11 protein-coding genes are annotated in these 16560 nt (G+C 62.7%); 6 read left to right on the forward strand and 5 right to left on the reverse strand.

Features of this window, described 5'->3' with window-relative positions:
* The first annotated feature begins 152 nt into the window (after positions 1–152).
* Together CKW22_RS13445 and CKW22_RS13450 are read left to right on the forward strand one after the other, a co-directional pair.
* Entirely contained in the window at positions 153–374 is a 222-nt protein-coding gene (locus CKW22_RS13445; protein ID WP_095064225.1) for a VF530 family DNA-binding protein, read from the forward strand.
* 1 nt (position 375) lies between these two features.
* Positions 376–1026, forward strand: coding sequence for a Pr6Pr family membrane protein (locus tag CKW22_RS13450; protein ID WP_033702695.1), 651 nt, complete (start codon positions 376–378; stop codon positions 1024–1026).
* Between the two features lie 46 nt (positions 1027–1072).
* Here the strand turns inward: CKW22_RS13450 and CKW22_RS13455 are convergent, their stop codons facing one another.
* From CKW22_RS13455 to CKW22_RS13465, 3 genes are all read right to left on the reverse strand, one after another.
* Complete coding sequence (locus CKW22_RS13455) at positions 1073–1834, reverse strand: siderophore-interacting protein (RefSeq protein ID WP_095064226.1); 762 nt, start codon at positions 1832–1834, stop codon at positions 1073–1075.
* Positions 1831–2373 (reverse strand): PadR family transcriptional regulator, encoded by a 543-nt coding sequence (locus CKW22_RS13460; RefSeq protein WP_095064248.1) that lies wholly within the window; start codon positions 2371–2373, stop codon positions 1831–1833. The genes CKW22_RS13455 and CKW22_RS13460 overlap by 4 nt, the downstream gene beginning before the upstream one ends.
* 87 nt (positions 2374–2460) lie before the next feature.
* Positions 2461–5598, reverse strand: a complete 3138-nt coding sequence (locus CKW22_RS13465) for a biosynthetic peptidoglycan transglycosylase (RefSeq protein WP_047583636.1) — start codon at positions 5596–5598, stop codon at positions 2461–2463.
* 424 nt (positions 5599–6022) lie between these two features.
* On the opposite strand from CKW22_RS13465, the gene CKW22_RS13470 reads away from it, so the two are divergent.
* From CKW22_RS13470 to CKW22_RS13485, 4 genes are all read left to right on the forward strand, one after another.
* The gene (locus CKW22_RS13470) at positions 6023–7441 is read left to right on the forward strand and encodes an amino acid permease (protein ID WP_033702692.1); all 1419 of its coding nucleotides are present in this window, start codon (positions 6023–6025) and stop codon (positions 7439–7441) included.
* A 146-nt stretch (positions 7442–7587) separates the two neighbouring features.
* Positions 7588–7971 (forward strand): GtrA family protein, encoded by a 384-nt coding sequence (locus CKW22_RS13475; protein WP_033702993.1) that lies wholly within the window; start codon positions 7588–7590, stop codon positions 7969–7971.
* Positions 7956–8918: a glycosyltransferase family 2 protein gene (locus tag CKW22_RS13480; RefSeq protein WP_033702691.1), complete on the forward strand. Its 963-nt coding sequence runs from the start codon at positions 7956–7958 to the stop codon at positions 8916–8918. Before CKW22_RS13475 ends, CKW22_RS13480 begins: the two co-directional genes overlap by 16 nt.
* Positions 8918–10429, forward strand: coding sequence for a glycosyltransferase family 39 protein (locus tag CKW22_RS13485; RefSeq protein ID WP_095064227.1), 1512 nt, complete (start codon positions 8918–8920; stop codon positions 10427–10429). Before CKW22_RS13480 ends, CKW22_RS13485 begins: the two co-directional genes overlap by 1 nt.
* Positions 10430–10442: 13 nt before the next feature.
* Here CKW22_RS13485 and CKW22_RS13490 read toward each other — a convergent pair whose 3' ends face one another.
* Positions 10443–12053, reverse strand: coding sequence for an FMN-binding glutamate synthase family protein (locus CKW22_RS13490; RefSeq protein ID WP_033702690.1), 1611 nt, complete (start codon positions 12051–12053; stop codon positions 10443–10445).
* 126 nt (positions 12054–12179) lie between these two features.
* On the reverse strand, positions 12180–16463 hold the full coding sequence (locus CKW22_RS13495) for a DEAD/DEAH box helicase (RefSeq protein WP_095064228.1): 4284 nt from the start codon (positions 16461–16463) through the stop codon (positions 12180–12182).
* Between the last annotated feature and the right edge of the window lie 97 nt (positions 16464–16560).

Below are 16560 nucleotides of genomic sequence, written 5' to 3' on the forward strand. Positions count from 1 at the left end.
TCCTTGGCAGAGGCGGTTGTAATGTAACTGTATAACATTGCTATTTCATCACAAGGGTTTTGCCTCTGGCCAGCGGTTTTTCAAGCGGCTTGAGGTTCCCCGGCCACTACACTCGTGTAAGGTGCGCACCTTTCCCACGCTGGAGCACTGGCATGAGCACGGCCCAACACAACGCGCTGCACGGCAAGACCCTGGAGCAGATCCTCACCGAGCTGGTGGCTCACTACCAATGGCAGGGCCTTGCCGAGCGCGTCGACGTGCGCTGCTTCAAGAGCAACCCGACCATCAAGTCGAGCCTGACTTTTCTGCGCAAGACCCCTTGGGCGCGGGAGAAGGTCGAGCAGCTGTACGTGAAGCTGCAGCGCAACGCCTGAGATGCGGCGCCACCCGTGGCTGTGCCTGGCCGCCGTGCTCGGCTGGTTCGGCCTGGCCGTGCAGGTCTACCTGGTATTGCTGGCGCGCTGGCAGGAGCAGGCCAGCCTGATTGGCGGCCTGGTCAACGTGTTCGGCTACTTCACCGTGTTGACCAACACCCTGGTGGCGACGGTGCTGAGTTATGCGGCATTCGGCCGGGAGGGTCGCGCCAGGCGCTTCTTTCTACTGCCGTCGGTGAGTTCTGCTGTAGCGGCCAGTATCGTGCTGGTGGCGCTGGCCTACAGCGTGCTGTTGCGCCACCTGTGGCAGCCCGAGGGCTGGCAGTGGCTGGCGGACGAGTTGCTGCACGATGTGATGCCCGCGCTGTTCGTGGTGTACTGGTGGTTTGCCGTGCCCAAGGGCAGGTTGCGGCTGTGGCACCTGGCGGCCTGGGCGCTGTACCCGGCGCTGTATTTTGCCTATGCACTGTGGCGGGGGAGTGAGATTGGCGTGTATGCCTACCCGTTCATCGACGTGGCGAGCCTCGGGTATGGGCGGGTGATGCTCAATGCGCTGGGGGTGTTGGCGGGGTTCTGGGCGATTGGCCTGGTGCTGCTTGGCCTGGACCGGTGGCGCGGCCGCTCTGTCATGGAACAACCGCTAAATCATTGATTTAGCGGGGTTCTGGTGACTGTCAGGTTGTTTGTACCCGGGCCCATCACGCGTCGTCCGCAGTACCGTCGGCGCGCCAGTAGGCAGCCGCTTTCAGCGCATCTTCCTGCACGCCTTTCTCCAGCAACAAGGCCTTGGCCTGGCGGGTCAGGGCTTTTTCCAGGGCTACCCAACCGTACAGCCTGCCTTGCGGCAAGGTCAGGTTCTTCAGCAGCGCCAGCAGGTCTTCTTCCTGGCGCCGTACCCAGATCACGTCCACTTGTGCCTTGCTTGGCAGCGGCTGGCGCTCCTGTTCGTCTTCGATCTGGATCACCACCAGCACCTGGCGCCCCGCAGGCAGTTCTTCCAGGCGCCGCCCGATTGCAGGAATCGCGGTTTCGTCACCGATCAGCAAGTAGCTGTCGAAGATGTCCGGTACCACCATCGAGGCCCGTGGGCCGGCGATGTTCAGGTACTGGCCCGGTGTAGCCTGGGCGGCCCAGGTGGAGGCAGGGCCATCACCGTGCAGGACGAAGTCGAGGTCCAGCTCATGGCCGACCAGGTCGATGCGCCGCGGGGTGTATTCGCGCATGGTGGGGCGTGCGCCACCGTCGCGGCCCAGATTGCGTGCTTCGATCGCTTGCTGTTGCTCCGGCGTTTCGGCAAACAACAGCTTCACGTGGTCATCAGTACCGACGCTGGTAAAGCCCGCCAGTTCCGCGCCCCCCAGGGTGATACGGCGCATGCGCGGGGTCAGGTCGGTGACGCGCAGCACCTCGAGGCGGCGTTGGCGTATCTCGTGGTTGACGCGGTGAATGGTGTCACTCATGGGGTGTTCTCCGAAACAGGGTTGGCCGGCCCGGAGGCGATGGCCTTGGCAGTGGTGTTGAGCAGGTCGCGGACGCGCTCGATTTCTTCGGGTGTCCAGCGCCCGCTGTGCATGTGCAGGGCATGGCGCAGGTTGCCGACCGCCTCGTGGATCTCGGGTGGGCGGTCGTGGCCGCGCAGGGCGCGCTTGCTGACTTCGATGCGCATGCGCACGCCGTCAAGGGCCACAGCTTGTTCGGCCAGGGCGTTGCGGCCGGCATCGGTGATGACATAGAGGCGTTTGCTGCCCTGGGGCTGGCCGCTGATCAGCTCGGCTTCCTCAAGGAAGTTGAGGGTCGGGTAGATGACGCCGGGGCTTGGGCTGTAGCTGCCGTCGAACTGGTTCTCGATCTGGCGGATCAGGTCGTAACCGTGGCCAGGTTGCTCAGCCAGCAAGGCCAGCATCAGCAGCTTGAGGTCGCCGGGGGCGAATACGCGTGGGCCGCGTTCGCCGCGGCCGGGGCGTCGCTCGAAAGGGTCGTGGGGTGAATGTTCGCGCATGATCATGGGCTCCGTCTTGTGCGATATATCTTAAGATATTACTCAAGATATATCTAAAGACAAGCCCTAGATGCAGATGATTATCAACTAAATAGTTGATGGGTTATTCCCATGCATGGCTACCTGGGGCGCTTTGCACTCATTCGGGTTGCCCGGTTGCAGGTATGGCATGAGGATCGGTGCCATGCCCTTGAGCACCTGCACCGGCAATGCCGAGGTAAATTTGAAGGCTTCCGCCGTGCGCCCCGGTACGAACGCGGTCAATGTGCCGAAGTGGTTATCGCCCAGGAAGAACACGAACGTGGCAGTGCGGTTCAGCGAACGCGAGCCGATCAAGCGGCCGCCAGCGCCGAAGCTTTCGATGCGGTTGTCGCCGGTCCCGGTCTTGCCGCCCATCACCAGCGGCGTGCCGTCTTGCAGCTTGAAACTGCCGGAAATACGCCGCGCGGTACCCGCGTCTACCACTTGCGACATGGCCCCTTTGAGCGCACGAGCAACCTCCACCGGCAAGATCCGTTGGCCGCGGTCCGGGTCACTCACCAGCTTGGTCTCGTAGGGCGTGTTATCGGCGAAGTGCAGGGTATCGATGCGCAACGTGGGCAGGCGCACGCCGTCGTTCTGGATGATGCCGACCAGCTCGGAGAGGGCGGCCGGGCGGTCGCCCGAGCTGCCGATGGCGGTGGCCAGTGACGGCACCAGATGGTCGAACGGATAGCCCACGCGCTTCCAGCGTTGGTGGATGTCGAGGAACGCTTCGATCTCGACCATGGTGCGGATGCGGCTGTCGCGGGCGCCCTGGTGACGGCTCTTGAACAACCAGCCGTACACCTCCTGGCGTTCGAAGCGGCTGGCATTGACCATTTCGGTCAGCGTCGAGCTTGGGTGTTTGAGCAGGTAGCCGAGCAGCCACAGGTCGAGGGGGTGGACCTTGGCGATGTAACCCTGGTCGGGCAAGTCGTACTTGCCTGGGCCGTAGGCGTCGTACATCTCCGACAGGCGACCGTCGGTCAGCTTGCCCAGGGCGATCTTGTCGTCCTTGCTGTGGGCGCGCACAAACGCATTGAAGGTTTCCTGGCCGGCTTCGGGGAACAGGTAACGGTGCACTGCCGCCAGGCGCTGTGGGGTCACGCGCATGCTGTCGAGGAAGGTGTCCAGGCGCTGCTGCGAGGTCTTGCGCTGGTACTTCTTCCAGAACCGCATCAGGTAGTTGGTGCCTTCCTTGTCGGCAAAGCGGGCCAGGTATTCCTGGCGGCGTGGGTCGGCGTCGTCCTTGAGCAGCGGTACCCGGTTGAACGGCTGCTGGTAGGTCACATAACGCACCACGTCGCGCATCAGCCGGATGAACGGCAGGTTGATCGACTCGCGCAGGGCAATCTTCAGGGTCGGGTTGCGGCCGTTGTCTTCCTTGCGGAAGTTGTTGAACACGTGCATGCCCCCCCCGGTGAAGAAGGCTTCGCCGGTATTGGCCGAATACTTGCGTTCCAGGGCGGCGTCGAGCATCGCATCGAGGTTCTGGTTTTTGCTGTTTTGCATCAGCCATTCCAGCGACCACTGGGTGAGGCGGTCCAGTTCGGCCACCTCGACCTTTTTCAGCTCGGCAGCAGGTTTGCCGGCGTACTTGTCGTGCAACTCCGCAATGATCTCAAGGTAGGTGGTGAGCACCCGCAGCTTGGCGGTAGAACCCAACTCCAGCTTGCTGCCTTCGTTGATGTCGAAGGGCTGGTCGGTGCTGTCCGTCTGCACCCGCACCCGCGAGCCGTCTTCGGTGCGCTCGAACAGCGTGAAGCTGTAGCGCACCTGGTCGGTGGTCTTGGCGGTCAGCAGGCGCTCGCCGATCAGCCCGATCTGTGCCGCAAACTCGGGGTCGGAGAGGTTTTTCAGGTACTGGCTTACTTGCATCTGCAGGTCGGCCTGCAAGGTGCTGGTGGCCGACAGGTCGAGGCGGTCGAGGTCGTACAGCGGGCGGTTGAGCATGGCCGCCAGGCGATTACGGGCCAGGCTGATGCCTTTGTTGGTGATGATCGGAACGATGGTCGGTTGCGCCACCCAGTCGCGATACACCGCCTTGCTGGCCAGCGCCGCGTCGGCCAGCGGCTGGTCGATGACTTGGTTGGCGGCGAGTACGCGAACATGCGAGTCGGTGAGTTCGGCCAGTTCGACCCGGCCTTTGGACAGGTAATGCGAGGGGCGGCGCTGGGCGATCATCAACGACAGCACCTGGCGCAGGGCCAGGCCACGCGCGGCCAGGCTTTCAGGGTCCTGGGCGGTCGAGGTCAGGGCCTGGTTGACCTGGTCGAAATCGGCGCCGTACCACACCCGCAGGCCCTCAGCCATGCCATGCACTTCGCCGTGGCCCGGCACAGCCGAAAGCGGCACGCTGTTGAGGTAGTCGCGCACGATGCGCTGGCGCGCCTCGGTGGTGTCCGGGCCGCCTTGATAGGCACGCACGCTGGCAGAAATCATCTGGCGAATCTTCTCGGCGCCAGAAACGGTCAGGCCGTCCGGTGAGTGGCGGTACTTCTCAAGCTGCGTCGCCAGGGTACTGCCGCCAGCCGACTGGCCGGGCAGGGCAAAGTACTTGGCCACTTGGCTGTAGGCCGCCTTGGCGAAGCGCGGCCAGTCGACCGCAGGGTTGTTGCGCGGGTCCTTGCTGTCGAGCAGGTCGCGGTTTTCGATGAACAACAGGCTGTTGACGATCACCGGCGGGATCGCCGCAAAGTCCGGGTACAGGTGTTGCGGGTAGTTGTACTGGTAGAGCGTGTCGCCACGGCAGTCGGTGATCGACAGGCCGGCCTGAATCTTCTCGATATAGGGGGCGAACAGGCCGTGATCGACGTAGTCCATCAACGCTGGCGAGAATTTCACCTGTTCGCTGATCAGGTAGTCGCGCTTGAGCAACCGCGGCAGGAATTCGCCTAGCGCGCTGTAGCCCAGGCGTTTGTCGAAGGGGCCTTCACCGGGGTAGACGATGGCATCGCTGGGCCCTGGCTGCAGCGAATAGGTCAGGGTGGTGGCCAGTTTGCTGAATTCCCGCGATTGCAGGTTAGAGGTGCGGAATTCGTCATAGGCGGCAAAGCCGAGGGCGATGATGGCCACCAGCAGGATGAGGATGATCAGCCGCCACCAGAGCCGACGCTGACGTGGGGACTTTACAGGTGGCGTCTCGGCCGGAGGGGTTGCGGGTGCTTCCGTTCTGGTTGGTTCCGATTGCCACAGTGCGCCCATAGTCTTCAATCCGGCCAGGTATTTTCGTCTTGCTTGTCTGAAGCTTAGACGTTGACCGGGTTAGGTGAAAAATTTGTAAGAGGGCGAGAAAAGTGGCGTAGGGATATGCGGCTTTGGTGTGGGTTTCGGGGTGAGGCGATGTTGTTAAGGTGGCTACAGGATTTTTACGGCGGCTTCGCAGCCCTTGTCGCGACTCAAGGCCGCGCCCACAGGGGCGAGATTTCTCGCCGAATTTCCCCGTTTATACAGTGAAAATCCCTACAGGGAGCTTCCTATACTGCTCGCCCCCTTCGCCCTGCCGGACGCTCTACGCCGGCACACGGGCCGGCCCACGAGGCCAGCCCGGCAAGTCTACGTCCCGCCTATCGGCGCGGCCGGTGCTGCACGAAGGTCAAATCCAATAACAAAATGAGGTTGTATTGCTATGCCCGTCGGCAACCACCCTGCCCACGCCGAGACCGCTCAGGGCGGCCCTCTGAAGCGTGAACTTGGCGAACGGCACATCCGTCTGATGGCGCTGGGCGCCTGTATCGGTGTCGGTCTTTTCCTCGGTTCGGCCAAAGCCATCGAAATGGCCGGCCCAGCCATCATGCTGTCCTACATCATTGGTGGCCTGGCCATCCTGGTGATCATGCGTGCCCTCGGCGAGATGGCCGTGCACAACCCCGTTGCCGGCTCGTTCAGCCGCTATGCCCAGGATTACCTCGGCCCGTTGGCGGGCTTTCTCACCGGCTGGAACTATTGGTTCCTGTGGCTGGTGACCTGCGTGGCGGAAATCACCGCCGTAGCCATCTACATGGGCATCTGGTTCCCCGACGTCCCCCGCTGGATCTGGGCCTTGGCGGCGCTGGGCAGCATGGGCGCGGTCAACCTGGTGGCGGTCAAGGCGTTCGGTGAGTTCGAGTTCTGGTTTGCCCTGATCAAGATCGTCACCATCATTGCCATGGTCCTGGGCGGTATCGGCATCATTGCCTTCGGCTTGGGCAACGACGGCGTGGCCATGGGTATCTCCAACCTGTGGAGCAATGGCGGTTTCATGCCCAACGGCGTGACCGGCGTGCTGATGTCGCTGCAGATGGTGATGTTCGCCTACCTGGGCGTGGAAATGATCGGCCTGACCGCCGGCGAAGCACGCAACCCGCAAAAAACCATTCCGCAGGCTATCGGTTCGGTGTTCTGGCGCATCCTGCTGTTCTACGTAGGGGCGTTGTTCGTGATCCTGTCGATCTACCCGTGGAACGAGATCGGCAGCCAGGGCAGCCCGTTCGTCATGACCTTCGAACGCCTTGGTATCAAGACCGCTGCCGGCATCATCAACTTCGTGGTCATCACTGCAGCACTGTCGTCGTGCAACGGCGGTATCTTCAGCACCGGTCGCATGCTCTACAGCCTGGCGCAGAATGGCCAGGCCCCGGCCACCTTTGCCCGCACCTCGAAAAACGGCGTGCCGCGCAATGCGCTGCTGCTGTCGATCGGCGCGCTGCTGCTGGGCGTACTGGCCAACTACCTGGTGCCGGAAAAGGTCTTTGTCTGGGTGACGTCGATCGCCACCTTCGGCGCGATCTGGACTTGGGTGATGATCCTGCTGGCGCAGCTGAAGTTCCGCGCCGGGCTCACCACTGCCGAGCGCAAGGCGCTGAAATACCGCATGTGGCTGTGGCCACTGAGCTCCTACCTGGCACTGGCCTTCCTGGTGCTGGTGGTAGGGCTGATGGCGTACTTCGAAGACACCCGCGTGGCGCTGTACATCGGCCCGGCGTTCCTGGTGTTGCTGACCGCCTTGTACTACACCTTCCGCCTGGCGCCGAAACAGCCGCAGGGCATCGTCAGCCCAGCGTCCTGACGAGGCCGGGGGCCGCCTTCGGGCGGCCCTTTCAGCTACAGCCCTTCTGGGTCATTGCTCGTCAACTGGCATTTTTGTCAGTAGAACGCCCTAGGTTTATTGCCTAACTTGGCGTTCAGGCCAGGCCAGGAAGGGCATCTGTGACCATGCGATGCAGAGCACCCGCGTTTTTCAAGTACGTGATCGTCGGTATCTTCAATACCGCCATCCACGTGGCAGTGTTCACTGCGATGCAACTGTTTGCCGGTACTGACCAGGCGATCAGTAACCTCACTGCCTTCTTCACAGCGTTGTCGTTCTCTTTTCTGGCCAACTCCCGATATACCTTCAAGGTGCGTATTTCGCTCTTGCGGTATCTGGTGTTCGTGGCGGGTATGGGCAGCCTCAGCCTGACGCTGGGGGCTATCGCTGACAATCAGCAGTGGCGGCCGGTTGTCACTGTCGCGTTGTACTCAGCCATGAGTCTGCTGCTGGGTTTCCTGTTGTCGCGGTGGATCTTCACGGAGCAGCGCAAATGGTTATTTCGCTGATCGTCCCGATATTCGATGAAGAACTGGCAATTCGCCCATTCTATGACGCGGTTCGCCGTGCGCTGCACGGGGAACCGGCAAGGGTCGAGGTGATCTTCGTCAATGATGGCAGCCAGGACGGCAGTGAACAGCAGGTTCGTCAGCTGATTGCGGGTGACCCGGATGTCATGCTGGTCGACCTCTCACGTAACTTTGGCAAGGAAGCGGCACTCCTCGCTGGGCTGGAAATGGCCCGTGGCGATGCAGTTATCCCTATCGATGTCGACCTGCAGGATCCGGTAGAGGTCATACCCCTGTTGATCGAGCAGTGGCGAGCCGGTTTTGAAGTGGTGCTTGCCAAGCGCCGGGACCGTTCCAGTGACTGCTACTTGAAGCGATTAACGGCCGGAGGCTTCTACTTTTTGCTCAAGCGGATATCGCAGATACACATTGAAGAGAACGTCGGTGACTTCCGGCTGCTCGACCGCAAAGTCGTGGACGTGATCAAGTCGATGCCTGAACAACAGCTGTTCATGAAAGGCATGCTGTCCTGGGCGGGGTTTAGCACCACGGTGGTTGAATATGAGCGCGCTGCACGGGCTCAGGGCGGTAGCCGTTTCAACGCCTGGAAGTTATGGAATCTGGCATTGGACGGCATCACCTCGTTCAGCACTGTACCGTTGCGGCTGTGGACCTATGTGGGCGGGACTATCGCCTTCACAGCGTTGGTTTACGCAGCGGTGCTGGTCGCTGACAAGCTGATCTTTGGCAACCCTGTCCCAGGCTATCCCTCGCTGATGACGGCCATCTTGTTTCTCGGTGGCGTGCAGTTGATCGGGATCGGAGTCTTGGGTGAATACATTGGCCGTATCTACATGGAATCCAAGCATCGCCCTCGTTATGTCGTCAGGGGCAAGGTCGGGTGTGACCCGGCGCAATCAGGGCGGGCGTTGATCAAGGAGAGATAATGGCCGTTTCGCTACGCTGGCAAGAGACCCGTGCAAAAGCTTGCGTGGTCGTGGCAATTTTGCTGATGAGTGCTGCCTTGCGCTTTCATCAGGTAACGACGCGCACTATCTGGCTGGATGAGGCATTCAGTGTCTTAGTCAGCCGCCTGTCGCCTGAGCAGATACTGTTTCATACCGCCCGGGACGTCCATCCGCCCCTGTATTACTTGGTTCTGCATTACTGGATGCAGTGGTTTGGCAGTGATGCGCTGGCGGTTCGTAGTTTGAGCGTTGGCGCGGGCGTCGCTTCGGTAGGCATGGGTATGTTGCTGACAAGGCACCTGGCGTCTTGGCGTGCCGCAATGATTGCTGGCCTCTTGTTGGCATTCTTTCCCATGGCCATACGTTTTAGCCAGGAAGCCCGAATGTACGCGTTGCTGAGTCTGCTGCTGTTGTCGGCGATCTACATGCTTTGGCAGTGGGTATCCAGGCAAAAAAACCTCTACCTGGTTGCCTACAGCCTACTCATGGTCGCCGCGTTGTACACCCACTACTTTGCAGCCTTGTGCGCATTGGCCAATTGGCTCTACCTGTCAGTGACTACGGATTCACATGGCAAGCGTCTTGTATTGGCTCGTGCCTGGTGGGTGGGGCATGTGGGAATCGTCGTGGCCTATCTGCCTTGGCTGCCCATCTTGTATCGTCAACTGCATCACCGTGAGTTGGTGGCCTGGATTGTTCACTATCCGGCTTCCCTCTTGAGCATGCCGCGATCGTTCTGGAATGCATTTACCCAATGTGAGGAGGCTGCCTATGCAGACGTCTTGTCTGTGTTGCTGTCCATTTTTCTTGTGTTTGCTTCGCTACGGGTATTGCGCCATGTCTCGACGCGTGGGCAGCCGAATGTATTGCTATTGAGTTATTGCTTTGTTCCCATCCTTGTCGTCTGGCTGATCTCCTATGCCATGCCGTTATTCATCAACCGTTATCTGCTTTTCTCCCTCATGGGGCTGCCGTTGCTGGTAGCGGTCGCCGCTGATACGTGGCCGAGGCGAACGTTACTGGCATCGGTTGCTGGCTGTCTGTTCATCGAACTTGCAGGGCTGGCCTATGCCTACAATTACCAGGCGAAGCCGGGTGGTGATCTGGGTACGGTGATGGCACATGTTAATAAGTACTGGCGCTCAGGGGATGCTTTGTTAGGCGATCGCAAAAGGCACTACCTCTCGATCGAGTACTACAATGCCACGGGACGCCCGGCATTTCTCTATACCCAGATTGAACCTGATGCGACCGGTAAGGCGGCAACCACCTACGGTACCTTGACGTTGTTTTATCAACGCTCAGATGAGCTTTACGTAACAACGCCACAGAGACTGGCGAACCACTTCAAACGCCTCTGGCTGGTGACTGAACCTTCGTCTGCTTACACGCCGCGTATGCCCGTCGACGGGTGGGTGAAAGTTGATGAAATCGTCGAGGGCTCGTTCAAGGCATTGTTGTTTGCAGTGCCTGAACAAGCCAATCGCTGAACCGTGAGCCGCCTCAGGCCGCTTGTGGCTCGAAACTGTCGGCCCGCGCCATCTGCCACATCCGCGAATAGAACTGCCCATCCACCTCACCGGTCAGCAACTCCCCTGGTTTGAGGAACACATGCATCTGCGAGAACAGCTTGATCTCGGTGGCCGATACCCGTCGCACCAAGTGCTTGGCTTCCAGCTGTGCCGGGTGTTCCAGGCCGGCCGCAGCGAGCATTTCGGCCAGGGCGCGCAGGGTGTTGTGGTGGAAGTTCAATACCCGCTGGGCCTTGTCCGGCACCACCAGTGCGCGCTGGCGCAACGGGTCCTGAGTGGCCACACCGGTCGGGCACTTGTTGGTATGGCAGCTCTGCGACTGGATGCAACCAATCGCGAACATGAAACCACGCGCTGCGTTGGCCCAGTCGGCGCCGATGGCCAATACGCTGGCGATGTCGAAAGCACTGACGATCTTGCCACTGGCACCGAGCTTGATCTTGTCGCGCAGGTTCAGGCCGACCAAGGTGTTATGCACGAACAGCAAGCCTTCGCGCAGCGGCACGCCGATATGGTCGGTGAACTCCACTGGCGCCGCGCCAGTGCCCCCTTCCTTGCCGTCGACGACGATGAAATCGGGGAGGATGCCAGTTTCCAGCATGGCCTTGGCGATGCCCATGAACTCCCATGGGTGGCCCAGGCAGAACTTGAAGCCCACCGGCTTGCCGCCGGACAGCTCGCGCAACTGGGCAATGAACTGCATCATTTCAATCGGCGTCGAGAAGGCGCTGTGGCGCGACGGCGAAATGCAGTCCTCGCCCATGAGGATGCCGCGGGTTTCGGCAATTTCCTGGGTCACCTTGTGCTTGGGCAGGATGCCGCCGTGGCCGGGCTTGGCGCCTTGGCTCATCTTGATTTCGATCATCCGTACCTGGGGGGTACGTGCCTGGGCGGCGAAGCGTTCCGGGTCGAACCGCCCGTCTGCGGTACGGCAGCCAAAGTAGCCGCTGCCCAGCTCCCACACCAGGTCGCCACCGTGTTCGCGGTGGTAGGGGCTGATGCTGCCTTCGCCGGTGTCGTGGGCGAAGTTGCCCAGCTTGGCGCCTTCGTTCAGGGCGCGGATGGCGTTGGCGCTGAGTGAACCGAAACTCATCGCCGAAATGTTGAAGATCGACGCCGAATACGGCTGGCTGCACTGCGGCCCGCCGACGACGATGCGAAAACCCGCAGGGTCGGTCAGCGGTGCCGGGCGCATGGAGTGGCCGATGAATTCGAAGCCGGACTGGTAGACGTCGATCAGGGTGCCGAAGGGTTTGTCCGAGGCTTCGTTCTTGGCCCGGGCATACACCAGCGAGCGCTGAGCGCGGGAGAAGGGCAGGGCGTCGCTGTCGGCTTCGAGCAGGTACTGGCGGATTTCCGGGCGAATGCCCTCGACCAGGTAGCGGATGTTGCCGAGGATCGGGTAGTTGCGGCGTACTGCGTGGCGCTTTTGCAGCAGGTCGAACACGCCGATCAGGCTGAGTACGGCAGTGGTCAGGGTGAAGGGCCACAACCACTCGTGGTGGGTGAAGGGCAGGCTCGCCAGGGTGAACAGTACACAGGCGGCGAAGAAGGCGTAGCGGCTGAGAAGTGACAGGCTCATACGGGGTCCTTGCGATGGCGCGGTCAGGCTCAGGGGCCTGGGGCAAACCCCGACCATAGCCCGGTTGGGCGGTAGTGAAAATGAAAATCGGGGTATCGAAAATCATTCGCACAACGGGCTGGGTGCTCAGTCGTGCTGCTTGAGTAACAGCCGGTGGCGCCAGGCTTGCTGTTCTTCCAACGACGCGTCGATGAGGAATTGGTATCGCCCGGCAACCCGCATCGCTACGGGTACCCCATCGCGGTACAGCAAGCGATTGCCGCTCACGGCCGGTACCTTGGCCCCCGGCAGTAGCGAGCCCACCAGGTTCAGCGGGTCGCTGGCACTGACCATCACCAGGGCGCCCTCCGGCTCACGCCGTCGCACTTGCCGCAACAGGCCTACCGCCTCCGGCAAGGCGAACTGCTCGCCGGCCAACCCGGCGATAAACCGCCCGCCACGAATTTCGCCGCGGGCTTCCAGCCGGTGATAACAGCGCAGCAACGCTCGCCACGGGGGCAGCACATCGCTCTCGCGTTCCAGCAGGCGCCAGCAGATCACCCCGTAGCGACGCAGCAGGGTGCGGGCAATGTGTTCCAGGCGCTGGTCTTCGTTCAGGCTGGCGGTACCGCGCCGCAACAACGCCCAGCGCCCGGCGTGGGCCATGCTGTTCGAAAACGGCGCATGGCCGCGGCGGCTGTGGCGTGGCGCGCGTTTAGCCGCTGGTGTGATCAGGCTGCGCAGGCCGGTGAAGCTGTCGGCGCCGGCCAGGCCTGAGCCCACCAGCTCCTGCAGTGCCGTTTCCAGCTCACTGGGCAACAGGTGCGCCTCTTTGGCCAGTTCATCGAAGAACAGCGCACCTTCCGTTTTCAGCGCTTCATGCACACGTTGCGCGCGCGGGCCTAGCGCCTCGGGGGAAGGGGCTGGCGCGAGGCTGCGCCAGGTATTGAGCTGGTCCCGGGGCAACAACACCAGCGGGGTGCTGGCCAATGTGCTGCTCGACTGCGTCGCTGCCAGGCGGCTCCAGGCGAACTGCCCGCTGCGGCACGCGTCGTCGAGCCAGTGCGGGCTGTAGTCCTTGATCCGCGCAGGCAACAGCTCGGCTTCCCAGGCACCCGCAGCACTCGGAAACCCCTGCAGTTGGCCCAGTACCTCGGCCACCGCCTGCGGCCCGCGCAGGCGTTCGTCTGCGGCCAGGTGCTGCCAATCGAACAGAAAGCGCATGAAGTCCCGCAGGCTGACCGGCTCTATCTCCCGGCGCAGGCGTTTGACCGTGTAGCGGTGGATGCGCGCCAGCAAGTGGCGCTCGCACCACTGCAGGTCGTGTGCACCTGGGCTGAAATGGCCGCGCAGCACATAGCCTTCGCTTTCCAGGCGAGCCAGGGCCTGCTCGATGTCCGGCAGGGGTTTGCCCAGGGGGGTGGCGATCTGCGCCAAGGTCTGCGGGCCGTAACCTCCCAGGCGGGCGCGCAGCAGCTCGCTCAGCGCAGTGTCGGGGTCGATGGCCTGATCAAAGCCGGGCAGCAGGTTCAAGGCCGGCTCTGTGGCTGCACCTGGATACAGCGCCTGCAGCAGGTTCAGGCGCTCACGGGGCAGCCAGAGCTGTTGATCGGGCAGGTGCGCGGCTCGGCCTGCCTTGGCCAGTTGCCGAAGCAACAGGGCCCAACTGGCGTTGGCCTGGGCTTCATGCTGGGTGATGGCGCCCAGGCTCATCAACGCCTCGTGCATCTCATCGGCGTTGACCGGTTGCGGCCAGGCCTCGTCTTCCACGGCGCGGATGGCGTCGGCGTCCAGCGCGCCCAGATCATCGCCACTGCGCACGTCGCTCCAGCGTCGGTTGAGTACCGCCTGGGTTCGGCGTTCTTCCAGCGGTGCATCGTCCAGAAACGCGTAGGGCCTGGCGTTGAGGATAGCCGAGGCCAGCGGTGACGGTGCCGGCAGGTCGCGGCTGATCATTCGCACCTCGCCGCTCTCCATACGCCGCAGCAGGGCCAGCCAGCCTTCGCTGTCCATGGCCTCGTGCAGGCAGTCGTCGAGGGTCTGCTCGACCAGCGGATGATCGGGGATCTGCCGTTCGCCGACGATGTTTTCCAGGCAGGCGATCTGGTCGGGGAACACCGACGCAATCAGGTCTTCGCTTTTCATCCGCTGGATCTGCGGCGCCACCTTGCGCCCACCGACGAAGCGCGGCAAGGCCATGGCCACGGCAGCGTTCCAGCGCCAGCGCACACCGAACAGCGGCGCGTCGAGCAGGGCCTGGATGAGGACCTGTTCGGCATTGCGGCTGGTCAGGTAGCGCCACACCTCGTCCAGGGCGAAACTGTGGCTGATGGACAACGACAGCACGATGGCATCTTCGCTGGCCGCCGCTTGCAGCTCGAAATTGAACGTGCGGCAGAAGCGCTTGCGCAGGGCCAGGCCCCAGGCGCGGTTGATACGGCTGCCATAGGGCGAGTGGATGATCAGTTGGGTGCCGCCGGACTCGTCGAAGAAGCGCTCCATGATCAGCGTCTGTTGCGAGGGCAGGGCGCCCAGTACTTCCCGCGTGCGCCCCAGGTAATCGAGCAACTGGCTGGCGCTGTCTTCGCCCAGTTCGAAGCTGCGCTGCAGCCACTGCACCACCGCCGCGCTATCTGCACCCGGCAACCCCAGCCGCTCGTCGATGCGTGCCTGCAAGCGGGCGACCGCCGCTGACAGCTCATCGCTGCGCCCTGGTGCTTCACCCAGCCAGAACGGAATGGTCGGCGGCAGGCCATGGGCGTCCTCGACCCGCACGCGGCCAGGTTCGACCCGCAGGATCCGGTACGAGGCATTGCCCAACTGGAAAATATCGCCGGCAATGCTTTCTACCGCGAAGTCTTCGTTGACGCTGCCGATGCTCAGCGCCTGGGGTTCGAGCAGCACGGCGTAGTCGGCGGTCTCGGGGATGGTGCCGCCACTGGTCAAGGCCGTCAGCTGGCTGCCGCGACGGCCGCGCAAGGTGCCGCTCACCGCGTCGCGGTGCAGGTAGGCGCTGCGGATGCCTTGGCGGCCGTTGTAGCCCTCGGCAAGCATGCTCAGCAGCGCCTGGTAGTGCTGCACGTCGAGTTCGGCGTAGGGCGTTGCCTGGCGCAGGCAGTCGAACAGCGCCTGCTCCTGCCACGGCTGGTTGCTGGCTTCGGCGACGATTTGCTGGGCCAATACATCCAGCGGGGCCTTGGCGATGTGCAGTTGGTCGAGCTCGCCTCGGCGCACACAGTCGAGCAGGGCCGTGCATTCGATCAGGTCGTCCCGCGAGGTAGGGAACAGCCGGCCTTTGGGAATGCCCTCGACCTGGTGGCCCGAGCGGCCGACACGTTGCAAAAAGGCCGCGATCGAACCTGGCGAGGCGATCTGGCAGACCAGGTCGACATCGCCGATATCGATGCCCAGCTCCAGCGAAGCCGTGGCCACCAACACCTGCAACTGGCCCTGCTTCAGGCGCTGTTCGGCGTCCAGGCGCAGCTCCTTGGCCAGGCTACCGTGGTGCGCGGCCACGGCTTCTTTGCCCAGGCGGTCGCTGAGGTGGCGGGTCAGGCGTTCGGCCAGGCGCCGGGTGTTGACGAATACCAACGTCGTGCGGTGTTCGCGGGCCAGGGTTGCCAGGCGGTCGTAGACCAGGTTCCACACGTCGGTGGCCATCACCGCACCCAGGGGCACGGGTGGTACTTCCAGGGCCAGGTCGCGCGTGCGTGCGTGGCCGATATCGACGATCGCACAGGGGCGCTGATGACCCACCAGAAACTGCGCCACGCGCGCCACCGGCCGCTGGGTGGCGGATAGGCCGATGCGCCGCAAGGGCCGTTCGGCGAGGGCTTGCAGGCGCTCAAGGGTCAGCGCCAGATGGGCGCCGCGTTTGTTGCCGGCCAGGGCGTGAATCTCATCGACGATCACCGTGTGCACATTGGCAAGGCCGGCACGGCCCGAGGCCGAGCCCATCAGCACATAGAGTGACTCCGGCGTGGTCACCAGGATGTGCGGGGCGAGCTTGCGCATGGCTGCACGTTCTTTCTGCGGTGTGTCGCCAGTGCGCACGGCGGTGGTGATACGGGGCGCTTCAAGGCCCTGGTCTTCGAGCGCCTGGCTGATGCCTTCGAGCGGGGCCTGCAGGTTCAGGCGAATATCGTTGGACAGGGCCTTGAGCGGCGAGACGTAGACCACCTGCGTCTGTGCGGGCAGTTCGCCGCCGTGTTCAAGGCCTTGGCGGAACAGCTCATCGAGCACCGCGAGGAAGGCGCTCAAGGTCTTGCCCGAACCGGTCGGCGCGGCCAGCAGCATCGACTGACCGGCGTGAATCAATGGCCAGGCACGGGCCTGGGCGTCGGTGACCGTGGCGAAATGGCGACGGAACCAGGTGCCGACGGCGGGGTGGAACAGTGCGAGCACCGGGTGCTGTTGGGCGGGCAGGTTCATGTGTTGGTTATGGAGGGTCGGCGGCGGGTTGGCAAGGGGCCGTTCGTCTGTGCATGGGGGAGGCTACCTGTGCTTGTCTGGCCATGAGCCCCATGGG

Source organism: Pseudomonas sp. Irchel s3f19 (assembly GCF_900187555.1).
In the GTDB taxonomy this organism is placed as follows: domain Bacteria; phylum Pseudomonadota; class Gammaproteobacteria; order Pseudomonadales; family Pseudomonadaceae; genus Aquipseudomonas; species Aquipseudomonas capeferrum.